The sequence below is a fragment of the Ruthenibacterium intestinale genome, assembly GCF_040096265.1.
Classification (GTDB): domain Bacteria; phylum Bacillota; class Clostridia; order Oscillospirales; family Ruminococcaceae; genus Ruthenibacterium; species Ruthenibacterium komagatae.
Genome location: NZ_JBBMFA010000081.1, coordinates 39613 through 60658 on the forward strand (window position 1 = coordinate 39613; position 21046 = coordinate 60658).

Annotated in this window: 24 protein-coding genes; 6 read left to right on the forward strand and 18 right to left on the reverse strand. The window is 54.6% G+C overall.

Annotated elements, in window-relative coordinates; genetic code table 11:
* The first annotated feature begins 45 nt into the window (after positions 1–45).
* Genes bilQ through bilS form a run of 3 tightly spaced genes read left to right on the forward strand, consistent with a single transcriptional unit; the run spans position 46 to position 2068 of the window.
* Positions 46–459 (forward strand): bilirubin utilization transcriptional regulator BilQ, encoded by a 414-nt coding sequence (bilQ, locus tag WMO24_RS06670; RefSeq protein WP_349215555.1) that lies wholly within the window; start codon positions 46–48, stop codon positions 457–459.
* Positions 456–1571, forward strand: a complete 1116-nt coding sequence (gene bilR, locus WMO24_RS06675) for a bilirubin reductase (RefSeq protein WP_349215556.1) — start codon at positions 456–458, stop codon at positions 1569–1571. The genes bilQ and bilR overlap by 4 nt, the downstream gene beginning before the upstream one ends.
* Entirely contained in the window at positions 1568–2068 is a 501-nt protein-coding gene (gene bilS, locus WMO24_RS06680) for a flavodoxin family protein BilS (protein WP_349215558.1), read from the forward strand. Before bilR ends, bilS begins: the two co-directional genes overlap by 4 nt.
* 34 nt (positions 2069–2102) lie before the next feature.
* On the opposite strand, the gene WMO24_RS06685 is transcribed toward bilS, so the two are convergent.
* From WMO24_RS06685 to WMO24_RS06700, 4 genes are all read right to left on the reverse strand, one after another.
* A complete protein-coding gene (locus WMO24_RS06685) occupies positions 2103–2930 on the reverse strand; it encodes a TrmH family RNA methyltransferase (RefSeq protein WP_349215559.1) in 828 nt (275 codons plus the stop codon).
* A gap of 26 nt (positions 2931–2956) precedes the next feature.
* On the reverse strand, positions 2957–4495 hold the full coding sequence (locus WMO24_RS06690) for a ferredoxin-like domain-containing protein (RefSeq protein ID WP_349215560.1): 1539 nt from the start codon (positions 4493–4495) through the stop codon (positions 2957–2959).
* Between the two features lie 124 nt (positions 4496–4619).
* Positions 4620–5567 (reverse strand): 2-hydroxyacid dehydrogenase, encoded by a 948-nt coding sequence (locus WMO24_RS06695; protein ID WP_349215561.1) that lies wholly within the window; start codon positions 5565–5567, stop codon positions 4620–4622.
* Positions 5564–6208 (reverse strand): epoxyqueuosine reductase QueH, encoded by a 645-nt coding sequence (locus tag WMO24_RS06700; RefSeq protein ID WP_349215563.1) that lies wholly within the window; start codon positions 6206–6208, stop codon positions 5564–5566. Before WMO24_RS06700 ends, WMO24_RS06695 begins: the two co-directional genes overlap by 4 nt.
* A 526-nt stretch (positions 6209–6734) precedes the next feature.
* Between WMO24_RS06700 and WMO24_RS06705 the strand changes: the two genes are divergently transcribed.
* From WMO24_RS06705 to WMO24_RS06715, 3 genes are read left to right on the forward strand one after another with little or no spacing between them, the layout of a single operon-like run.
* Positions 6735–6938, forward strand: coding sequence for a DUF896 domain-containing protein (locus WMO24_RS06705; protein ID WP_349215564.1), 204 nt, complete (start codon positions 6735–6737; stop codon positions 6936–6938).
* A 43-nt stretch (positions 6939–6981) separates the two neighbouring features.
* The gene (locus WMO24_RS06710) at positions 6982–9384 is read left to right on the forward strand and encodes a transglycosylase domain-containing protein (RefSeq protein WP_349215565.1); all 2403 of its coding nucleotides are present in this window, start codon (positions 6982–6984) and stop codon (positions 9382–9384) included.
* A gap of 14 nt (positions 9385–9398) precedes the next feature.
* A complete protein-coding gene (locus tag WMO24_RS06715) occupies positions 9399–9968 on the forward strand; it encodes a hypothetical protein (RefSeq protein WP_349215566.1) in 570 nt (189 codons plus the stop codon).
* A 74-nt stretch (positions 9969–10042) separates the two neighbouring features.
* On the opposite strand, the gene WMO24_RS06720 is transcribed toward WMO24_RS06715, so the two are convergent.
* From WMO24_RS06720 to WMO24_RS06785, 14 genes are all read right to left on the reverse strand, one after another.
* Positions 10043–10441 (reverse strand): DUF2752 domain-containing protein, encoded by a 399-nt coding sequence (locus WMO24_RS06720; protein WP_349215567.1) that lies wholly within the window; start codon positions 10439–10441, stop codon positions 10043–10045.
* Entirely contained in the window at positions 10438–10791 is a 354-nt protein-coding gene (locus WMO24_RS06725) for a DUF4234 domain-containing protein (protein WP_349215568.1), read from the reverse strand. The genes WMO24_RS06720 and WMO24_RS06725 overlap by 4 nt, the downstream gene beginning before the upstream one ends.
* Positions 10792–10885: 94 nt before the next feature.
* Positions 10886–12001, reverse strand: coding sequence for an N-acetyl sugar amidotransferase (locus WMO24_RS06730; protein WP_349215569.1), 1116 nt, complete (start codon positions 11999–12001; stop codon positions 10886–10888).
* A 109-nt stretch (positions 12002–12110) separates the two neighbouring features.
* Positions 12111–12419 (reverse strand): helix-turn-helix domain-containing protein, encoded by a 309-nt coding sequence (locus tag WMO24_RS06735; protein ID WP_435413813.1) that lies wholly within the window; start codon positions 12417–12419, stop codon positions 12111–12113.
* 306 nt (positions 12420–12725) lie between these two features.
* On the reverse strand, positions 12726–14336 hold the full coding sequence (locus WMO24_RS06740; protein WP_002605633.1) for a recombinase family protein: 1611 nt from the start codon (positions 14334–14336) through the stop codon (positions 12726–12728).
* 100 nt (positions 14337–14436) lie between these two features.
* The gene (locus tag WMO24_RS06745; RefSeq protein ID WP_002605634.1) at positions 14437–14619 is read right to left on the reverse strand and encodes a transposon-encoded TnpW family protein; all 183 of its coding nucleotides are present in this window, start codon (positions 14617–14619) and stop codon (positions 14437–14439) included.
* Positions 14616–15473, reverse strand: coding sequence for an ATP-binding protein (locus WMO24_RS06750; RefSeq protein ID WP_002605635.1), 858 nt, complete (start codon positions 15471–15473; stop codon positions 14616–14618). The genes WMO24_RS06745 and WMO24_RS06750 overlap by 4 nt, the downstream gene beginning before the upstream one ends.
* Positions 15470–16228 (reverse strand): phage replisome organizer N-terminal domain-containing protein, encoded by a 759-nt coding sequence (locus WMO24_RS06755; protein ID WP_002605636.1) that lies wholly within the window; start codon positions 16226–16228, stop codon positions 15470–15472. The genes WMO24_RS06750 and WMO24_RS06755 overlap by 4 nt, the downstream gene beginning before the upstream one ends.
* The gene (locus WMO24_RS06760) at positions 16218–16409 is read right to left on the reverse strand and encodes a hypothetical protein (RefSeq protein WP_006058351.1); all 192 of its coding nucleotides are present in this window, start codon (positions 16407–16409) and stop codon (positions 16218–16220) included. The genes WMO24_RS06755 and WMO24_RS06760 overlap by 11 nt, the downstream gene beginning before the upstream one ends.
* Positions 16410–16595: 186 nt before the next feature.
* Entirely contained in the window at positions 16596–18218 is a 1623-nt protein-coding gene (locus WMO24_RS06765; protein WP_002602093.1) for a relaxase/mobilization nuclease domain-containing protein, read from the reverse strand.
* A complete protein-coding gene (locus tag WMO24_RS06770) occupies positions 18190–18588 on the reverse strand; it encodes a plasmid mobilization protein (RefSeq protein WP_002602094.1) in 399 nt (132 codons plus the stop codon). Before WMO24_RS06770 ends, WMO24_RS06765 begins: the two co-directional genes overlap by 29 nt.
* A 533-nt stretch (positions 18589–19121) precedes the next feature.
* A complete protein-coding gene (locus WMO24_RS06775) occupies positions 19122–19325 on the reverse strand; it encodes a helix-turn-helix domain-containing protein (protein ID WP_002602095.1) in 204 nt (67 codons plus the stop codon).
* Entirely contained in the window at positions 19315–19761 is a 447-nt protein-coding gene (locus WMO24_RS06780; RefSeq protein WP_002602096.1) for an RNA polymerase sigma factor, read from the reverse strand. Before WMO24_RS06780 ends, WMO24_RS06775 begins: the two co-directional genes overlap by 11 nt.
* A gap of 204 nt (positions 19762–19965) precedes the next feature.
* A complete protein-coding gene (locus WMO24_RS06785; protein WP_002602097.1) occupies positions 19966–20733 on the reverse strand; it encodes a class I SAM-dependent methyltransferase in 768 nt (255 codons plus the stop codon).
* Between the last annotated feature and the right edge of the window lie 313 nt (positions 20734–21046).

Below are 21046 nucleotides of genomic sequence, written 5' to 3' on the forward strand. Positions count from 1 at the left end.
AAATGCCGTATACTGAGCCTACTTCAACAGGAAGGGCGGCGCGTCATGTTTCAGACATTCGCATTTTATTCCACGGCGTTTTACCGGGAGTTTTCCGCATATACGGCCCGAGTGCTGCAGAGCATCGGTTTGAACTACGGTGCACTGTTTCCGCTGATTTATGTGGGAAAACATCCGGGGTGTACTCCTTCGCAGCTGGTGCATGCTTTGGGGCTGGACTGGGGTTATGGTCAGCGCAGCATTCAAAAACTGGTGGATGACGGGTTCATCTGCCGCACCAAAGAGGGGCGGTCTTATCGGCTGGAGCTGTGCGAAAAAGGGCGCCATGCCTTTGAAGTCAGTCATCAGGTGTTTTTTGACTGGGATCAGCAGGCGCTGGCGCCTCTGACGCAGGAGGAGCGCGGGCAGCTGTGTCAACTGCTGGAGAAAGTACGGAAAGGACAGATACAGCAGGAATGAACTACGAAACCATTGCAAGCCCCATTTCTTATGGCGGGGCAATGCTGAAAAACCGAATCATCTTTTCGCCGACCTCGCTCGGAAAAAGTCCGGATGAGACGATCGAGCAGCTGTGCCGCATTGCCGCCGGCGGCTGCGCCATGATCGTGGTGGGGGACGTTTCCGTGCTTCCGCACGGCTTCGGCCCGTCGCTTTATACGCGCAAAGGAATGGTGTTTTATCAAAAACTGACGCAGGCGGTGCACCGCGAAAACTGCCTGGTGTGTGCACAGCTGCATCAGTCGGACTCCAACATGCGTGCCATGCTCAAGTACGTTCCCGGCCTTCTGAGCCGGAAGATCACAGCCGCGCAGCTGCGGGAACTGCTCAACCGGGAAGTGGGGCCCTATGTGACGGGGATGCCGGTCAAAAAGATTCGGCGTATCCTTCAGGGATTCGGCGATGCGGCGGTGCTGGCCAAACAGGCGGGTTTCGATTTGGTGCAGGTCCACGGAGACCGCATGTGCGGCAGTTTCAGTTCCACTGTGTACAACCACCGGACCGATGCCTATGGCGGCAGCTGTGAAAATCGGGCGCGGTTTGCCTGCGAGGCAGTTCGCGCGGTGCACAGCCGCGTGCCGGACATGCCCATTGACTACAAGCTGGCGGTGCGATGCGAAACACCGCACTACGGAAATGCGGGCGTTCTGGAAGAAGAGCTGGCAGTATTTGTACCGCTGCTGGAACAGGCGGGGGTAACCAGCTTTCATGTGACGCTGGCAAATCACGGCGCTCTGACCGATACCATCCCGCCCGCTAGTCACCCGCGGTTTGGCGGGGAAGGCTGCTTTCTTCCTTTCTGCGATGAGGTGCGGGCGCTGACAAAGCTTCCGGTGTGCGGCGTGGGCGGCCTGACGGATCCGGATTTTGTAGAACAGCAGCTGCGGACAGGCCGCGTGGACTGCGTCGCTTTGTCCCGGGCGCTGATCGCGGACCCGGATTGGCCGAAAAAGACGATGACCGGACATGCGCGTGACATTCGGCGCTGTGTGCGCTGCAACCGCGCCTGCCTGGGTGGAATGATGGCCCATAAAGGAGTTCACTGTATTTTTGAAAAGGAGAATGCAAAATGAAATACGCCGTTGTTTACAGCAGTAAGACCGGAAACACCCGCCTTTTGGCAGAGGAGATCCGCAAGGTCCTGCCGGCGGAAGAATGTCTGTATTTTGGAGAACCAGCCCCCGAAGCCTTGAAAGCAGAGGTTTTGTATGTGGGGTTCTGGACCGATAAGGGCGACTGTGACCAAGCGGTGGCTTCTTTCCTGAGCAGTGTGACCGATCAGAAAGTCTTTTTGTTTGGAACGGCAGGCTTTGGCGGCGCGCCGGCTTATTTTGAAAACATTCTGCATCGTGTCAGCGGGCATCTGCCTGCTTGCGCACAGCTGGCGGGTTCCTTTATGTGCCAGGGGAAAATGCCCATGTCTGTGCGGGCCAGATACGAGAAAATGTTGGAAAGCCCGGAGCACGCCCCCAATGTGAGCGCAATGATCGAGAATTTTGACCGCGCGCTTTCTCATCCCGATGCGGAGGACCTGGCGGCTCTGCAGGCGGCTGTGCGCAGTGCGGTTTAAGAAAGAAGCCTGACCGGTTCCGGCCAGGCTTCTTTTACGTGGTGGCTTTCGGGCGGGTCTGCCAGAATGCCAGTGCCGCGGCCGCGGCTACGTTCAGTGAGTCTACGCCATGGGACATGGGGATGCGTACGGTCCAGTCGCAGTGGGCAATCGTGTCCGCACACAGGCCGTCTCCTTCGGTGCCCAGAACCAGAGCCAGCCGTGCCTCAGCGGCCAGGCGGGGATCTTCGATGGAAATGGAGCGTTCGTTCAATGCCAGCGCCGCGGTGCGGAACCCGGCTTCCTGAAGACGGGCAAGCCCCTGCTCGGGCCAGGAGAGCGGAATGCGTGCCCAGGGAATTTGAAACACCGTGCCCATGCTGACGCGGGCCGCTCGCCGCCGAAGGGGATCGCAGCAGGTGGAAGTCAGAAGAACGCCGTCCACACCCAGCGCGGCCGCTGACCGGAAGATCGCGCCCACATTGGTGGCGTCCACAATGCCTTCCAGAATAGCCAGGCGGCGCGCACCGCGGCAGACTTCTTCCATGGTGCGCGGCTGCGGTCGCCGCATGGCGCACAGTACGCCCCGGGTCAGGGCAAAACCTGTCAGCCCGGCCAGAATTTCACGGTCTGCTGTGTACAGCGGAACATCGGCACAGCGGCAGATCAGTTCCCGCGCGGGGCCGTCCGCCTTGCTGCGTTCCATCAGCAGAGCCAGCGGCTGACATCCCGCGTCCAGAGCCAGCTCGATCACTTTAGGGCTTTCCGCGATGAAAATTCCTTTTTCCGGTTCCATGCGGCTGCGCAGCTGGGCTTCCGTCAAACGTGCGAAAACACCCAGTTCCGGCCGGGAAAGGTCGTCGATTTCAATCCAATTTGGCATAAAGAGCTCCTTTAACCAGCGGCGCGTTACCCGCGGGTGAACGCTGCCGCCAATGCATTCAATTCTTCCCGGTGACTTTCTGCCCACCGGTCATAGGTCATATCTGAGGCCTGCACGGTCTGCCCCAGGCGGATCATAAAAGCAGGAATGTCCTCTTCCAACAAAACGCCAAGCTTTTCGCCGAAGCATTCCTGTCCCAGCCGCTCTCGCCCGCCTGCATACAAGGTGAAGGCAGGGCGGGCGGTCTGGCCGATCATTTTTACGCTGCCTGCAAATCCCAGACTGCCGACCTGATGGCAGCCGCAGCTGGAGGGACAGCCGGAAATGCGAACCGTGGGCAAAACTCCGTCCGGAAAATGCCAGGGTTGCACGGCTTCCAGCATGGCGGCCAGCAGTTTTTGTGAATCGCCCACGCCCTGCTGGCAGACAGACGCGCCCACGCAGCTCACGCTGCGCTCGAAAGCTGTGACGGCACCTTCTTCGGTGGCCCGAAGAACCGCCGGAACTTCGCGGCCGGTGAGATTGATGACATACAGCGTGCCGTCCGGCCCGATGCGTACCTGCGTGTGGCTTGTTCCGGCCAGAGCAACGCACAGAGCCCCGGGAATCTCAGGCGGAAGATGCCCACCGGCAGGATGATACGAGACCGCGTACAGACCGGGTTGTTTTTGTGCGATCACGCGTTCGCCAAACGCTTCTCCGTCCGGCTGCTTTTGCAGCGTGGGAACCGTGAGGGAAACGACCGGCGTATGCATGCGGGAAAGCGCCAGTGCCCGGGAAAATTCTGTGCGCAATGCCTCCGGACCCAATGTGTCCTGAAGATAGCGTGTGCGAGCCCGGGCCCGGTTTTCGTAATTGCCGAATGCTGTGAACACGCGGAGCATTGCGTCAATGTAACACAGCACCTGGGAAGGCGCTGCGTGCTCCTCTACACAGACACCCAGTTTGGGGTTGGGACCGAGGCCACCGGCGCAGAATACCCGAAACGTGCCATCCGGCTGTGCGGCAAAGCCCAAGTCGCGGAACGTGACATGAGTTTCGTTTTTCGGACTGTTGGAAAAAGCGACTTTCAGTTTGCGGGGAAGATGAAGATCCGGCAGGCGGCTGACCAGATAATCCGAAGCGGCCTTTGCGCAGGGAAGAACATCGAAGGCTTCTCCGCGCTCCACACCGGACAGAGGGCTTGCCATCACACTGCGTGGATGGTCGCCGCCGCCACCCAGTGTGACGATGCCGTGCTCCAAAGCAGACTGGATCAGCGGTGCCAGAGCTTCGGCCGGCAGGTCGTGCAGCTGCAGCGTTTGGCAGGTGGTCATCTTCAGGCGACGCACATGATACTTTTCCACGGCGTCGGCGATGAATTTCAGCTTTTTCAAATCCACACAACCGCCCACTGTGCGAAGGCGCAGCATATGAAGATGGGGGTCACGCTGGGCATAGCTTCCCATGCCGCCGGACATTCCCTTGTAGGTTTTGCGGTCCAGCCTGCCGGCCTGAAAGGCAGCGGACTGGTCGGCAAACTGATTGATTTTTTCCTGAAACTGCTTTTTCAGAGATGGTTTCATCGGGCTGTTCACTCCTCGTCTTGAAATCGGAACAGGGATTCCGTTATTTACGAGAAGTTTGGCAGACCGACCGAAAAATATGCGGCCTGCCCGATGTTTCCAATGCCGGACAGGCCGCAGGATTTCAGAGCACCCGACGCACAGGATGACCCTGCATCCACTGGTTCAGATTATCAAACACGATGTCCGCCCGCAGTTCCATGGACTCGGCGGTGGCAAACGCCACATGGGGCGTCACCAGTGTGTTGGGCGTGTGCAGAAGCAGATGATCCTGAGCAAGCGGCGGTTCGCTGTCGAATACGTCGATTCCAGCGCCGCCCAGTCGGCCGCTTTCCAGCGCGTCGGCCAACGCCTTGGTGTCCACGACGCCGCCGCGTGCCGCATTGATCAGCAGCGCGCCGGGCTTCATCAGCGCCAGACGCTGCTCATTGATCAGGGCCCGCGTCTGCTCTGTCAGCGGGCAGTGCAGACTGACGATGTCGGACAGGGCCATCAGCGCGTCCAGCGGCACGTAGCGGATGTAATCCGGTACGTCGGTGCGCTGGGTGCGGCTGTAAGCGATGACCTCGCAGCCGAACGCATGGCACAGAGCCGCTACGCGCAGGCCGATGGCACCGGTGCCCACAATGCCAACCGTCTTGCCGGACAGTTCGCTGCCCACCAGGCCGTCTTTGGTCTGGCCTGCACGGCAGCGGCTTTCCACAGCGGAAACATTGCGAAGCAGAGACAGCATCATGCAAACGGTCAGCTCAGCCACCGCGGTGGTGGAGTAGCCCGAGGCATTGCTGGCGATGACGCCTTTGCTGCGGGCGGCTTCCAGATCCACGTGGTCCACGCCGGTGAAGGCGATGTCGATGAACTTCAAATCGTCACATCTCTCAATGACAGAGCCGGGCAGAGGCATATTGGCCAGCATGACCGCCTGCGCGCCCGCGCATTCGGCGGCCAGTTTGTCCGGGTCCGATGTGCGGGGATAAGCCTCAAACGTGTGACCGGCCTGCAGCAGCGGAGCGACCCGGCGCTGCAGAGATTCCTCGGAAATTCCAAGTGATTCCAACAAAACGATTTTCATGCGTTCGATTCCTCCTTATGATGAAGAAGGCGCTGTTCGGCCTCCTGTTTTGAATAAATACAGCCGCAGTAATCCTGCCGGTACAGGCCGTATTCGGTGGCCAGTTCGGTGCTGCGCTTAAATCCGTTTTTCTTTTTGAAATCGCAGGGAAGCCAGCGCACACCGTACTGTGCGGCCAGCTCTTCACCAATTTCGTTCAGCTTGGCGGCGTTTTTGTGCGGACTGATCGAAAGCGTGGTGGTGAAAAAGTCGAAACCGCCGTCCCGGCACCGGCGGGCCGCCTGCTCAAGGCGAAGCCGATAGCAGGCAAAACAGCGCTCGCCGCCCTCGGGAATGCGCCCCAGCCCTTTGACGGCGCTGTAGAAAGCGGCCGGTTCGTAGGGCACGGCCTCCAGCCGGACGCCTGTGCAGAAAGGCGCCTGTTCCAGAAACCGCGCTTGTTCGGCACAGCGCAGCTGATATTCCTTTTCGCTGTCCAGGTTGGGATTATAATAGTCCACTGTGATTTCAAAAAAAGTGCTGAGGTATTCCAGCACATAACTGGAACAGGGGGCGCAGCAGCTGTGCAGCAAAAGGCGGGGACGCTGTCCGGCCAGTTCGCGCAGGCAGGCTTCCAGCTCCAGTTGATAATTTCTTGCCATGGAAGATTCCTTTCCTTGTTCGATCGTTCGGTTCCATTATACCACAAAAGAGAAAGGTGGGATATGTTTTTTCGCAGATCATTAACCCGGATATCAAAGTTTGTTCATAAACTCCGGGTAAAATATAGTTGTTGGCACAAAGAGTGTTTTGCGAGCCACCCCTTCCGCTGAATAAGCCCGCGGAAGAAAGGCTGCTCTTTGAAAAGCACGCGGCAAAAGAAGCCTTTTGTCAGGGACGTGCAAATGCTTCGCGCACACAAATAGTAGTGCTGAGGCTTGGGCTTTTTTGATGAAAGCCGGGTCGCGCGGTCAGGTTGGCATTCATCGACCTGTTCCGCGCCGCCCGGCGGCAACCAATCATCCCCGCAGGGGTTTTTATAAATAGGATTTGCTCATCTTGATTCCTCTTTCACAAAAACAGCGGCAGCGCCCGGATAAAGCTGGGCGCTGCCGCTGTTTTTCGGACCGTGCAAAACCATCCGGTTTGTGGTATACTATAACAATACGTGAAAAAGGAGTTTGAGCTATGACCGATGAAAAAATCAAGCGCATTAATGAGCTGAGCCGCAAAAGCCGTACTCCGGAGGGACTGACCGAACAGGAAAAGGCAGAGCAGGCGGCGCTGCGCAGAGAATACATTGACAGCATGAAGGCATCTCTCCGCGCTCAGCTGGACAACACCGTGATCATCGATGAGTACGGACATCATAAGTATTTGAAGAAGAGCTGAGAAACCGTAAGGATTTACCCCGCAGGCAAAGGAGGTGAGGCAGATGCTGCCGGAAAAACGAAACATTCGCCTGCCCGAATCCTATCAGAAAAAGGTTCGTCCCGCGCACCCGCCGCAGGAGACAGGGGCGTTTGAAACGCCCATCGCACTGCCGGAGGAAGAGGAAGATCATCTGCTGGAAACGCTGACGAGCCAGCAGGAGCCGGAGTCTTCTGCCCCGCCACCAAAGAAAAAATTGCGCGGTCATGAGAAAAAACCAAAAGAGGGCCGCAAAAAGCACCGCTGGATCTGGCTTCTGATCGCGGTCATGTGCTGCTTTATGCTGATTTGCAGCGCTGTATTGGGTGTGTATCTGGTCAACGCCACGCAAAACGACTTTCTGTGGCTGGACCTGGAGCAGCTTCCCCACCGGGACGCAACCATTCTGTATGCGCAGAACCGGACCACAGGCGAGTGGGAAGAATATGCAAGGTTGGAGTCGACTCAGCAGAAAAAATGGGTCTCGCTCAGCGAAATTCCGGAAGATATGCAGCATGCCTTTGTGGCGGTGGAGGACCGGGATTTTTACGAGCATCATGGCGTCAGCTGGAAACGCACCATTTTTGCGGTTTTGAACGAAGTGAAAAAAATGATCACCGGCACCTATTTCGGTGGCGAGGACGGCATCAAGCAGGGGGCATCCACCATTACGCAGCAGCTGGTGAAAAACTTAACACGGGATGAGGAGAGCAGCGGCATTGACGGCTATTTCCGTAAGGTGCGCGAGATCTGGCGCGCGCTGCGGCTGGATGCGACCTATGACAAGGACCAGATCCTGGAGGCTTACCTGAATGTCATCAGCTTTACCGGAAACACCGCCGGGGTGGAAGCCGAGAGCATCAAGCTGTTTGGAAAATCTGCCAACGAACTGAGTTTGGCGCAGTGTGCTTCCATTGCCGCGATCACCAAAAATCCCACCCGGTATGATCCTGTGAGCAACCCGGACACACATCTGTCCCGACGCAACTACATTTTGTATGAAATGTGGCAGCAGGGGTATATTACCGAAGAAGAATACAATACGGCGTCGGCAGAGCCCATCGGCCTGTCGCCGGGCTATCTGCCGGTCAACGAGACGCCTGTCACCAGTTATTTTACAGATAAGGTTCTGGACGATGTGTCCGCGGCTCTGCGTGAGGAATACGGCCTCAACGGGGTCGAGACCACCAACCTGCTTTATAACGGCGGCCTGCGTATTTACACCACGGTGGACCCGCAGCTGCAGGAGCAGATGGAAAATGCTATGCTGTACGGCAATTTCTTCCCACAGAGCGGTCTGGGCGTGAAGACAACGGCCTATGTGTACGATGAGGACGGGTCCCGGGTTGTGGATGAGAACGGCAATCCGGTCACCGAAGAAGTGATCGAGTATCCGCAGGCCGCAATGGTCAGCGTGGATTACGAGGGCCGGCTGTGCGCCGTGGTGGGCGGCCTGGGTGAAAAAGAGGTCAGCCGAGGCTTTAACCGCGGCACGGATGCACTGCGGCAGGTGGGCAGTACCATGAAGCCCATCGGCGCCTATGCGCTGGCGCTTCAGCAGGAAAAAATCACCTGGTCTACGCCTTTTTTGGATGCGCCGGTCCGGCAGATTGAAGACGAAAATACCGGTGAGATGAAGGACTGGCCGGCCAACTTTTCCAAAACCTACAGTGAAAAAAATATGCTGGTAGCCGACGCACTGGCGCAGAGCATCAATACAGTGGCGGTGCGCGTGGGTGAATTGGCCGGCGTGAACAACATCTATCGCTTTGTGACCGAGCAGCTGGAAATCAGCAGCTTTACCAAAGAGGATAAAGACTCCGGGCCCATGATCCTCGGCTCCTCCACATATGGCGTGACGCCGTGCGAATTAGCGGGGGCGTATATGATGTTCGGCAACGGAGGCACCTTCACCACACTGCATTGCTATGAGAGTGTTCAAACCGGCGCCGGCCGGGAAATTCTTGTTCCGGATGTGGAAACCAAACAGGTGCTGGACAGTGATACGGCCTATGTGATGAACCGGTTGCTGCGGGGCGTCATGGAAGGCAACGGAACGGCCGCAGGGTACAGTGTGGGCGGCTCCATGGACAGCATCGGCAAGACAGGAACCAGTTCTGATAACCGGGATTATTGGTTTGTGGGCCTGACGCCGTATTATGTCGCCGCCACCTGGTATGGCTATGATTCCGGCTTTGCTTTGAATACCTCGGCGGGCACACATGCTCCCACCAGTGCCTGGCGCTATGTGATGCGCAAGGCGCAAAACGGTTTGGAAACCAAGGAATTTCCGGTGGATTCCACGGTGGTGCAGGAGGAATACTGCCTGTCCAGCGGCGGAATCGCCACGGTGAACTGCCCGCGTACGGCCACCGGATATTATCAGGCGGATAATCTTCCGGGAATGTGTACGGAACATGCCGCTTGAAAGGAAGAAATTGTTTGAATGTTCGAGAAATGACACCGCGTCAGGCGTATGAAGCCTACTGTGCGGATGCTTTTGTACAGGCGTTTCCGCCAGCGGAACGGCGTCCCTGGCGAAGTATTTTATCGCTGATTCGCATGGGTGCGTATGTCTGTTACGGCGGCTATGACGAGCAGGGAACTTTGCTGTGCTGCGCTTTCTTCGTCCGCGCACAGGAATTTTATCTGATGGATTACCTGATGACGATGCCAGCGCAGCGCAGCAGAGGGCTGGGAAGTTGTTTCCTGCAGAAACTGCTGGACGGTCCTTTTGCGCAGCGGTCCATCGTGGGTGAGGTGGAAACACCGGACGGCGGTGCGGAGGACGAACTGCGCCGCCGCAGACTGGCGTTTTATGAACGCAACCGCTTTTGCCAGACGGGCGTCCGCAGCTGGCTGTACGGAGTGGATTACCGCATTATTGCCTGGAACCTGCCAGTCGGCACGGACGACGCGTCCCTCGCAGCCAAACTGACGCAGCTGTATACAGTTCTGATCGGGGAAGAGCGCTGCGCTCAGTGGGTGCGGGTATGGCAGGACCCCGCGTAAAAAATGCTGCAGAAAAATGAAACCGGCATCTTTGAACCCTTCAAAGATGCCGGTTTTGCATTTTCTCAATGTTTTCAGAACGGGCGAAGGACCCACATGCCGGGCAGATTGCGAACAACGCCAAACAGCAATACGAACGCCAGTGCCGCGGCAATCAAACGCTGCTGCCTGGGACCCGGCCGAAACCCGGTGCCGGCCAGATAGCCCCGGGCCATTGCCACCAGAAGCCATATCCAAAAGGGCGATAACAGGATCAGCGCCGCGTTGGCGCGCAAAGCTTCGGCGAAATTCAGGCGCAGCAGAGCTGTCAGGCAGCGCGTGGCGCCGCAGCCTGGACAAAGCAGACCCGTGACCCGGTGAAACACACACGGAATGCCGATGCCGGTGCGCCCCACCCAAAACAGATAAAGAAGAACGGAGAAAAGACCTGCGGCCAGCAGACAGGTTCTTTTCAGACGGCCCCGGCAGGTCAAAAGCGCCCCGGAACAGCTTCGTTGACCTCGCTCTGAATCAGCGCCAGCGTCACAATGCCCAGACCAAAAAACCACAGAAGCAGGTACAGGATGCCGCTGCTGGAACTGAGGATGCCGCGCCGCTGACGCATCCAGTCCACTTTTTCGCCGGCTTTGTAAGCCCAGTACAAGCCGTAGATGTCGCAGGTGATCAGCGACAAAAGGAAAACCACTCCGCCGGAGGGCGAGTGAAAATCGTTTGCGGCCGCGTTCAAATCGTTCACAAGCGTGATAAACCAGTAGATGGTATACAATCCGCAGGTGACCAGGGACAGAAGAATGCATGTGACAATGTTTCTGGACCTTGGCATAAAAAATCTCCCCTTTCTGGGATAACCATAACAGGCAAACAGACCTTTGTCAATCACAAAAAAGACGCGCGGATCATCCGCGCGTCTTGAAAGATTATTCTTCCCAAATGGGGTGCTTGAGCATCCAGCGGCCGAACTCATCTTTGTAGAAGAGATCCCGGTTGTAGAACTTGTCCATGATCGCCCAGAATTCGCTTTCGCTGTAGCCGCAGAATTCGCAGAAATCACGCACGCACAGGGGATCCAGGTTTCCGTCCCGCTCTTTGACGATTTTGATCGCCTCGTCCCGGGTCATCATGCCGTAGCGGATATAACGGGCCGTGTAGTCGGTGGCGGTGGCGTGGCCGAATTTCGGATATTTCAGCCAGGAGTGCACCAGATACGCGCGGGAATCCACCTGATCGAAGTCCTCGGCATGGTGGGTGCGTTTCCACTCGTGCGTCAAATCGCGGAAGCCGTGCTCTTTCGCAATCTGATAGTTCTTGTAGCTGTTCCAGGGCAGGAAATAGCTCATATAGAAGGGGTCCAGCCGCGCCAGCTCCTCGGCGGAGGGGGCCTCGGTCAGAATCAGGTCGTTTTCGGTTACGCCATAGCTGAGCAGTTCTTCCTTGGGGAAGCCGACAGCGACGCCGTTTTCGATCTGCCCTTTGGCGGAATACGTCTCCTCGTCTGCGTTGCCGCCGTACTCGAAGCTGACGTTCTCGCCGTAGCACAAAAACGGAGTGTTGAATTTGGCAGCCATGTGCAGGGGGAAGGTGTAGATCAGACGATCTACGTACCAGGTGGGCTTGCCGTATTTTTCAAAGAAAGCGCGCATCAGGGTCTTTTGCGCTTTGATGTTGGGCTTGCAGCTGATGATGGTGCAGCCGAACTCTTCCGAAATGTTTTTCAGGTTGTGTTTGCCCGCTTCGGTCATGGGGAAGTTGTCCTCCACGCTGAACAGAATCGGGTTCATATGCATGACTTCTTTCAGAATATACACCTGAAAGTGGCTGTCCTTTCCGCCGGACACCGCCACGGCGCAGTCATAACCGCCGGGGCCGTTCATTCCACGGTATTTGTCGCACATGGCTTCAAATTCTTTCCAACGGGCGTCCCAGTCCACATCTTTGCGGTGTTCATAATGGCGGCACGCGCTGCATACGCCTTCTTCGTCGAAGGTGATGCCGGGGCGGGTGTCGGGCATGGTGCATCGTTTGCAGTACTTCATTGTTGAAAACCTCGCTTTCCCTTGTGCTGCCCCAAATCGGCAACTACTGCTCTATTATACCTTTCTTATACCCGGAAAAACAAGTCCGCATTCGAATTTTACAAAATTGTCACTGAACAAGATTCAGCCATTGCTCCAAAAGTTCCAGGGTGGAAGGCGTCAGGGCACGCACTTTTTCCATAATGCTTTGAACGGTGTGAGTATTGCCCTGGGCCGTGGCAAAAAACTCTTCGGGCGTGATCTCGAAATAATCGCAGATCTCGAAGAACATGGTCATCGAGGGAAGCGAGCGCCCGGAAGTGATGCCCTGGATGTAGCCCTTGTTCTGCCCGAGTTCCATGCTCATTTGATATTCCGAGACGTTTTTTTGCATGCGGAGCTGTGTGATGCGTTCGCGAATAAAATCGACGTTTTTCAAGACCAGACCTCCTTTTCTGTTAAGCATACCGTTTTAGGGAAGAATAAGAGTGGTTTAAAACGGTATTATTTTGAATAAATCTGTTGATTTTACGTTTTAAAAACGCTATTATTAAACCAATCGCCGGTTTATTGCGAAAACAAGACAGAGAAATGTGGGATGCACACATGGATTTGTTTGAAACTTTGACCAGCAGCTGTGCATGCCCGCACATTTTGCTGATGTGTGATAAAGAAGTAGTAGAAGTGTAAAAAATTTTGCCGTTCCTATCCGGCGTTTGCGCATTGCGCCGGATAGGTCGGGCGGTCATTCGGGCAGGTCTACCTTGCCAACGAAAGAGTAATAAATATCAATGTCCTGTCTGCGTGTGCCGTTCTCGTCATAGCTGCACTCATGCACAACGATTTTCTCCACAAACTCACGCAAAAGGGTAGGGGTAAGTTCTTCAAAGCTGGTGTACTTGCGGACAACATTCATAAACTTTTCTGCGTTTACCGTGGCTTCCTGCGCTTTGGAAAGCTCTGCCCGGATAGCGGCGGCTCTCTCTTTCAGTTCTTTCTGCTCGGCTTCATAGTCTGCCGACAGCTCCGTGAAACGCTCGTCTGAAATGCGCCCGGTCACGCTGTCCTCATACAGCCGCTTGAAGATAGCGGATAACTCGCTGATACGCTTCTCGGCGGCTTCCAGCTCCTTTTTCCTTGCGGCGTTCCTGCGCTTGCCCCCGTCCTCGTTCTGCTCGATCAGCAGCTTCATAAACCGGGCTTCGTGCTTCGCTGCATAGCTGGTGACTTTCCGCAGATTGTCGGTCACTCCGGCGGTCAACAGGTCGGTGCGGATAAAGTGCGCCGTACAGTCACGGGTACGCTTCTTGTAGCTCCCGCAGATATAACAATCCTGCTTGCGGGTGGCGTTCTGGTAACGCTGCTGGTAAAGGACGCTGCCGCAGTCGGCACAAAAGAGTATGCCGGAGAATAAGCCCACTTCATCATAGCGGTTCGGGCGTTTGCGCTGCTTGCGTAACTCCTGCACACGCTCCCACATCTGGGTGTCAATGATAGGCTCATGGTGGTTCTCGAAAATCGCCTGTTTCTCAATGGGGTTCTCTACGCTGTGCTTGGTCTTGTAGGACGGCTTCTCCGTCTTGAAGTTTACCAGACAGCCCGTGTACTCCCTGTTTTCAAGGATATGTACCACGGTATTGGTCGCCCACTTGCACTCATAGCCGGGGTGGTAGCGGCGGGTGCTTCCCGTCCGACGGTATTCCAGCGTTCCCGGCGTGGGGATCTCCTGCTCTGTGAGCATACGGGCTATCTTGGTCGGCCCGTTCCCGGCAAGGCACAAGCTGTAAATCTGCCGCACAACAGGGGCGGCTTCCCCGTCAATGATAAAATTTTCGTCCTCGTCCATAAAGTAGCCGTATACGGGTTTGCTCGTGACGGGCTTCCCGCTCATACCCTTAGACCGTTTTACTGCTTTGATTTTCTTGCTCGTATCTCTCACCAGCCATTCGTTAAAAATGTTCCGCAGAGGGGCAAAATCATTGTCGCCCTGTGCGCTGTCCACTCCGTCATTGATAGCGATAAAGCGGACGCCTTTCTGTGGGAAAATCATTTCCGTATACATTCCCACTTGCAGATAGTTTCGCCCTAACCGTGACATATCCTTGACGATAACGGTGCCGACTTTTCCGGCTTCAATGTCCGCAAGCATGGCTTGAAAACCGGGTCTTTGGAAGTTCGCCCCAGAATAACCGTCATCTGTGTACCATTGCAGATTGGAAAAGCCGTTCTGCTTCGCATAGGTTTCAAGAATACGCTTCTGGTTTGAAATAGAATTGCTCTCACCTTGCAGCTCGTCCTCGTGGGATAATCTCGGATAAAGGGCGGTAATAAGGTTTCGGGTGGTCTGTCTTAACATAGTGTCCTCCATTTCCGACAGCCAGCCCCACTATTCCGTATGACTATCATACCACACGCCGGGGCTGGCTGTACAGTCCTTTCTGCTTCTTTACGTCCCGTCAAATTGCCGATTTTTGTGTAGCAGCTTCCGCTTCCAGCACTTTCAGCATTTTATCGGCGGCGGTGGCGGTGGTGTCCTGCTTGAAATAGCCGGAAACGACAAGGACAGAATTACCTATGCGGATTTCCGTCACGCAATCCGGGCGGCGGGTGCTGCGGTCATTCTTTGGGGTGTTGGTCATAGGCGGCTCTCCTTTCTGTTCATCAGCTTTTTCAGTTGTCCCATTTTCTCCTGCGCCGTGGCTTTTCGGAAGTTGCTCCCGGTAAAGCGGACAGGAGAACACATTTCAATCAGACGGTCATAAATGCGGGCGTGGGCGGTGTCCTCCGGGTGCTGCAAGTCCTCCAGCGTGAGATTAGTCGTGACGATCAGCGGCCTGCCGCTGCGGTAACGGCTGTCAATCACGTTGTAGACCTGCTCTAAGCCGTATTCCGTTCCCCGTTCCATTCCAAAATCGTCAAGGATAAGCAGCGGGAAGCTGCAAAGTCGGGAGATATATTCATTCCTGCCCTCAAAGCTGGCGGCAAGGTCACCCAATATCAATGCAAAGTTTGTCATGCACACGGGGATTTCACGCTCCATAAGGGCATTTGCGATACAGCCCGCAAAATAGCTCTTGCCTGTGCCAACGCCGCCCCATAGCAGATAGCCAATGTTGCGCTCTTTCATGGTTTCCCAGTTCTCCACATAGAAATGGGCGTGTTCCATTTGCGGGCACTTGCCGTTGTCGTTCTCAAACGTCCAGCCCTGCATAGCCGGGTCTGTAAAGCCCCGCCGCTTCAACCGCTCGACAGTTTCAAGGTGACTGCGCTGTTTCTCTGCGGCTTCCCGTTCCTCACGCTCTGCCCGCTGGCAGTCACATTCTGCCGGGTGGCGGTCACGCCCCAGCCATGCGGCGGTTTCTTTGGGGAAATAGCCCTCTTTGGGCTTGTGGCACTTCCCGCAGTATAAAAGCCCGTCCTCGCCGGTGTAGTCCTCCGGCTCCGGCGTGGTGTCGGTCATATTCAAAATCATTTCATCAAATCCATTCGTCATAAGCTCTCGCCCTCCTTACAGGTATAATCGGGTATGCCCTTTTTCGGGGCTTTCTTGGCTGCGTCCTCCTGCGCCCACTTGAAAATCGTGGCTGCATGGCTCTTGTATTTCCTCCCGCTGGAAGCGATATGGCAGGATAGGCGGTCAATGTAATACTCCCACTTGCCGGGAAGCTCTGTTTTCAGCCCGTCAAGCTCCGTATCGGAAAGAATGACATTGTGGTATCTGCCATAGGCGGCGGGGGCGGGGTGTCCCGTTTCTAACTCTCTCTCTTTTTCTATTTCTATATCTATCTCTTTCTCTATCTCTATCTCTGGTGGACAAATGTCCGCTCGATATGGTGGACATTTGTCCGCCCCTGTCTGCGGCAGGGCTTTTTGTTCCTGCAAAGCCAGCCGCGCCCTGCGCTTGCGCTCCCCCTCGGTAGAGGACTGGCCGATTAAAAGCTCAATGTTGCTCATGTAGAGTGCGCCGCTTGGCAAAGGCTCCACAAGCCCCAGCTTCATAAAGATTTTCAAAGCTCTCTCTACGGTACCTACCTGCTGGCGGGTAATGGTCGCAATCATCTGGGCGGTGTAGGGGATATTCTCGTCAAGCTGCAATTTCCCGCCGTTTTTCAGCGATTTCAAGTACAGCTTCAAGAGAATGTTGGAATAGATAACGCCGTCCTGCATACTTTCCAGCAGAACGATTGCATCATCGTCAAAATAGCTCTCTTTCAGCTTGAGGTAGTAATATTTGCGGTTATCTGCCATAGGCTGCGTCCTCCTTTTTCCAGCGTTTGGAATAATAGCGAGGGCATAGTATGATAACCGCCCGGAAGCTCTGTTTGCAGTCACGGGTGCAGCCCCGGCATAGGTCGTTGTAAGTGATACGGTTGCGGTGGTTGAGGAAGAAAGACCATTCCAGCCGCCGCTTCTTGCTCATTCTCGGCAATGGTAAGCTCCTTTCTGCCGTTCCTATCGGTGTAGCGGGATAGGGGGCATTTTCTGTATGTTCTCGGTATCATTTTCGGGCTTTTTCTGCCCTGTAAGCCCCGTTTGGAAGTCGGGGAGTATTGCGGTAAGGGTTCATATCATACCTGTATTTTTGTAGGGTTTCGGTATCATTTCGGGGCGGTCTTTAACGCTCCTGTTCACGCTTTTTCTGCTGGCTCGGTGCGCCCCTTAAAATCTGGTCGATATTGCGTCTGACTGTCTGAAGCTCCTGCGCCCGCTGGCGTTTCTCCCGGTAGTCGTTATATCCGGCGTTCTTCTGGACGGTAAGCTGCTCAATCTCCCTTTGCAGGGCTTTGCTGGCTGGCAGCTTGGTTATTCCATGCTCCCGGAAATAACGGGCGGCTGTGTCCGCTATGATAAAATCGCTTTCGTGCTGTTCCCGGTAGGCTCTCCGGGCTTTCTCCGATTTCTGCGCTTTCAGACCGTCACGGGCGGGCTTCGTGCCGATATAGCCCAAAAGGTTGCGCTGCAATTCCTTTTTCTCCCGGATAGCGGCTTCCAGCCCTTTCAGTCCGGCAAGGCTCTCCTGCGTGGCGGTGTTGGCTGCGGAAATGGCAGCGTCCAGCTCGTCCGGGGAAGAAAAGCCATACTGCTGGTAGAGCATGAGGGTAGCCGACATCTGTTTGAGGTTGTGCATGGTCGCCCACTTCTCATAGCCCCGTCCTTTCCCCTCGGCTCGCTTGGCGGCTATGTCTACCATGCGCTGTACAGCGTCATTGTTCGGGGCGTTTTTCGCTTCTTTTTTCGTCCGTAAGCGGTCTTTGATACTGCCGGGGTATTCCGCTATGGCTGCGGGTTTTTCGGCGGCTCTGGCGGCGTTCTGCTCCAAAACGGAGAGGACAGCAGCCCGGTCAAAATCGTCCCCCAGCTTCCGGGCGGTAATTGGCTTCGTCCTGTCCGGCGTGAGGTAACTTAGCCGCCCCCGGCTCTCCTTGACGGTCACACCATGCCGGAGAAGCAGGGCGGCAAACTCATCAAAGCCGGAAGCAGCGGCAAGGGCTTCCCGGATAGTCCGGCGCAGCTTCGCCTTATCCGTTTCAAACTTGGTCTGCCGGGGCGCGATACCGTCCGCAGCAATAGGGGCGTTGGCTCTGTCAAGGGCAGCCTGTCCTTTCTTCTGCGCCCAATACTCACGCTCGGTAATGCGTTCTTTGCTGCCGTTCAAAAGGTCTATCTGGTAAAGCCCCTCGCTGTGGCACATCTCCATGACTTCGGCTTTCAGATAGTTCATAGCTGCGTCCGTACAGCGGTGCTTGCAGCCTGCTTTCCTGTCCGCTGGCCTGTCCATGTGGGGCAGCATGGGAACCTCCGCAATCCGCAGACTGTTAATGACGATATGCACATGGATATTTTCGGTGTGGCTGTGTCCGTCCGGGTGGGTGCAGACAAGGGCCTGGTGTCCGGGGAAATGCTCGGCGCAGAACTTCTCGCCCAGCTCCTGCGCCCGATCAACGGTCAAGCCGTTGTCCGGGCCGTCCCGTGGGTCAAAGCTGATGATGTAGTGGTGGCTCTTTACGTCCTCCCGTTTCTGGTTCTTGCCGTAGCGGAGATTGGAGCGCATACAGGCAACGGCAAAATCCTCCCCGCCACAATTCAGAGAGGATATGCGGTAGTCTACCCTCGGTATGAGCCGCCCGTCTGCGTCAAGGGTGGGCTTCATGGTAAACTCGTCATGCTCGAATGTGAGGTATTTTTCAGCGTCCCCGTAGTTGGCATTTTTAGAGCTGATATGTTTGAGTATCGCCAACGGCTTCACCTACTTTCTGCAAGACTTCAAACTTCAAGGCGGCAAGGTCGGCGGCGGCTCCCCGCACTTCCTTTTCCAGCCCCCGGTAGGGGCTTCCGTATTCGTTCAGGCTCCGGGCAATCTGGTTTAAGTTGCCGCCGATTTTCCCGTACTCTGCCGTGAGCTTGGAGAGGGCGGCAAGCAGCCCGTCATTGACCGGGGAAACGGTGACAATGGGGCGTATGGTCGCTTTCCGTATGGCTTGCCGGATAAACTCGGACTGGCTGATTTCATAAGCCGCCAGCCGCCCGGTGAAGTCGGCGTATTCTTCATCGGTCATGCGGGTCTTTACCACATGACGGCGGTGGGGCGTATTGTATTTCTTTCGCATGGTCTGTGACCTCCTTTCTCGCCCGACAGGGCGCATAGCAGGGTTTGGGGAAGGCACTCCCCAACAAGATTCCCGCAGGGGCAAAAATAAGCGGAGAGCGAATTTTGGCACCTCGGTAGAATCTTGCTCTGAAAAACTCCGGCGTTCCCCGGCTCCCGTCCTTTCCGCTAACAAAACGTTTCAAAAGGGCTTTGCTACCCGCTATTCCGGCTTATCTTGAAAATTTTCCTTTCACTACCTACAACACCACGCAAAGCAAAATGGACGGAGATTTTTAGAATTTCCCCTCTATTCCCTACAACACCACGCAAGCCGGAATAGGCGGACAATGGCAGTATTTTTTTCTTTGATACCCTCTACGGATAAGTAAGGGATTTTGCCAACTGCGGCGGCTATTTTCCCTTTTGTTTTTTCATACTGGGGATTTTCAAAAATGCCAAACAGGAACGAAAAAAAGCAGCAAATCTGTTGAATAGATTTACTGCTTTCTGGTTGCCGGCGAAGCGGCGGTTATTCAGTTGTAGGCGGTAGCGCTATCTCCCAAAGCGGAACTTGAAAATAGCTGTGAGAAGCGTCTGGGTGATGTAGTCCTCTGTATCTTGGTCTACCCGTCCATTCACACGGGCGGCACATTGTATGCGGCGGCGGTAATACTGCAATACAGTTCCCACCGCTTCCGGCTCCCCGCTGGCGGCTTGGACGATTGTTTCATAGGGGAGAAGCCTATTATTTCTCATATGCCATTCCCTCCATTTCCGCTTGGAGCTGCCGTAGGGCTTTTCGGATATGGTAGCCCGCTGTGCTGCGGCTGCGCCCGTACTGTCTGCCAATTTCGTGCTGTGGAATACGCTTGAAAAAGGACAGGTAAATCATTTCCCGCTCCCGTTCGTCCAGCCGTGACAGGGCTTCCGCAAGTAAACCGCTGCTGAAAATGACCGTATCGCCGCAAAGGGTAAGTATGTATTCCTCGTCCGGCTCCGGGGCTTGGAAATATTCATCTGTCGTGCCTAAAGGGTAGTGCTTTTCGTCTGTGAGGTATTCAAGGGATATTTCTCTTTTGTGCTTCCTGCTCCGTGTCCTCGCTGCGTTGATCGTTGCATTTCGGATAACGACTTTGCAAAAGGCATGGAAAGTGTACTCGATATGTTCCCGATATTCTTCTGTACAGGTCATGGAAAATCCCCCTTTCCTCCCAAAAGGGCTGTGGCTGGTTAGTAGTTGCTTTTTATGATAGTAAGGGGCGGCAGCACTTTAGGCTGTCGCTCCTTGACTGCCTAACTGCAAAACCGGGCGGGGCTGTCAACGGCGGGCGAAGCCCGTTCATCTTGACCGTTGACTGGCTCGGCCGGGTTTGCTATTTATCCGGCAAACTTGAATTTATTTTAAGCTATCACGTTTTACCTTTTTAAGCCTTACTATCATTACCATAGGAATTTCTTTATTGTTTTTGAAACATTCTTCATAAAATCCATCAATGACAAATCCAGCTCTGAAACAAAGGTTAAAAATATCTTGTATGGAACGATGATAATAAATCTGCTCCTCCGGCTGCCCTTCGATCGCTATATCATAGTAACTGTGCGGTGTCATATATTTTTCAGTCAATGTGATAAAACAAGGGTGCTGCGTTGCAAAGACAAAAATCCCGTTTTCCTCCAATAGTTCATAAACAGCCATAAAAAGCGGTTCAATATCCGTAATATCCATAATTGCCATATTAGAAACTGCTTTCGTAAAGGCTCGATTTCTTTTTAATCCTAATAAGCTTTCTCTATTGGTCGCATCCGCTACGCAAAACTCAATTTGTTTTGCATATTGTGATCGCCGTCTTTTAGCCAATTCTATCATTTTTTTGCTGTAATCAAAAGCGACGACCGAAGCGCCTCTCTGTGCAAGATACGAAGAATAATTTCCATTGCCGCACGCAATATCCAAAATGTAATCCGAAGGATCAGGAGAGAGAAGTTCCGTTACTTTGGGACGTACTACCTCTCTGTGAAATTCATTGGATTCGTCACCCATTGCATCATCCCAAAATTGTGCGTTTTTCTCCCAGATCTTTTTGCTTTCCTCTGTTCCCATGTTCTCTCCCACTCCCAAAATTTGCCTTTTTGCTTCCATTAAATCTTCCTTACTATATTCCATTGTTACCCTCCATAACTTCTGATTGTTGCCGTCTTGACTATTATGTATCTTTTCTTTCCAAAATGGTATAGGCTTTTATTTTTATAATGCTGCAAAACTTTTCTTCTGTAAGGTATTCAAAGGATATTTCCCTTTGCCGCCGCTATTGGAAAGCCAAAAGCAGCGGCTTTTTTACGCGATATGACCGAAAAGACTAGAAAGCAGGATATGTCATCATTTGTCATTTCTTCTCAATGTAATAACTGCATGGCATATCAAGCCAAATACAAGAGAAAAACAGCCACCGCCAAATAGTGATGCTCCCCACCCTGCA

What these genes read in the sequence shown, in the direction of transcription:
- bilQ (WP_349215555.1), top strand. Translation starts at nt 46, where the DNA reads ATGTTTCAGACATTCGCATTTTATTCCACGGCGTTTTACCGGGAGTTT.
- bilR (WP_349215556.1), top strand. Translation starts at nt 456, where the DNA reads ATGAACTACGAAACCATTGCAAGCCCCATTTCTTATGGCGGGGCAATG.
- bilS (WP_349215558.1), top strand. Translation starts at nt 1,568, where the DNA reads ATGAAATACGCCGTTGTTTACAGCAGTAAGACCGGAAACACCCGCCTT.
- WMO24_RS06685 (WP_349215559.1), bottom strand. Translation starts at nt 2,930, where the DNA reads ATGCCAAATTGGATTGAAATCGACGACCTTTCCCGGCCGGAACTGGGT.
- WMO24_RS06690 (WP_349215560.1), bottom strand. Translation starts at nt 4,495, where the DNA reads ATGAAACCATCTCTGAAAAAGCAGTTTCAGGAAAAAATCAATCAGTTT.
- WMO24_RS06695 (WP_349215561.1), bottom strand. Translation starts at nt 5,567, where the DNA reads ATGAAAATCGTTTTGTTGGAATCACTTGGAATTTCCGAGGAATCTCTG.
- WMO24_RS06700 (WP_349215563.1), bottom strand. Translation starts at nt 6,208, where the DNA reads ATGGCAAGAAATTATCAACTGGAGCTGGAAGCCTGCCTGCGCGAACTG.
- WMO24_RS06705 (WP_349215564.1), top strand. Translation starts at nt 6,735, where the DNA reads ATGACCGATGAAAAAATCAAGCGCATTAATGAGCTGAGCCGCAAAAGC.
- WMO24_RS06710 (WP_349215565.1), top strand. Translation starts at nt 6,982, where the DNA reads ATGCTGCCGGAAAAACGAAACATTCGCCTGCCCGAATCCTATCAGAAA.
- WMO24_RS06725 (WP_349215568.1), bottom strand. Translation starts at nt 10,791, where the DNA reads ATGCCAAGGTCCAGAAACATTGTCACATGCATTCTTCTGTCCCTGGTC.
- WMO24_RS06730 (WP_349215569.1), bottom strand. Translation starts at nt 12,001, where the DNA reads ATGAAGTACTGCAAACGATGCACCATGCCCGACACCCGCCCCGGCATC.
- WMO24_RS06740 (WP_002605633.1), bottom strand. Translation starts at nt 14,336, where the DNA reads ATGTTAAGACAGACCACCCGAAACCTTATTACCGCCCTTTATCCGAGA.
- WMO24_RS06745 (WP_002605634.1), bottom strand. Translation starts at nt 14,619, where the DNA reads ATGACCAACACCCCAAAGAATGACCGCAGCACCCGCCGCCCGGATTGC.
- WMO24_RS06750 (WP_002605635.1), bottom strand. Translation starts at nt 15,473, where the DNA reads ATGACGAATGGATTTGATGAAATGATTTTGAATATGACCGACACCACG.
- WMO24_RS06755 (WP_002605636.1), bottom strand. Translation starts at nt 16,228, where the DNA reads ATGGCAGATAACCGCAAATATTACTACCTCAAGCTGAAAGAGAGCTAT.
- WMO24_RS06770 (WP_002602094.1), bottom strand. Translation starts at nt 18,588, where the DNA reads ATGCGAAAGAAATACAATACGCCCCACCGCCGTCATGTGGTAAAGACC.
- WMO24_RS06775 (WP_002602095.1), bottom strand. Translation starts at nt 19,325, where the DNA reads ATGAGAAATAATAGGCTTCTCCCCTATGAAACAATCGTCCAAGCCGCC.
- WMO24_RS06780 (WP_002602096.1), bottom strand. Translation starts at nt 19,761, where the DNA reads ATGACCTGTACAGAAGAATATCGGGAACATATCGAGTACACTTTCCAT.
- WMO24_RS06785 (WP_002602097.1), bottom strand. Translation starts at nt 20,733, where the DNA reads ATGGAATATAGTAAGGAAGATTTAATGGAAGCAAAAAGGCAAATTTTG.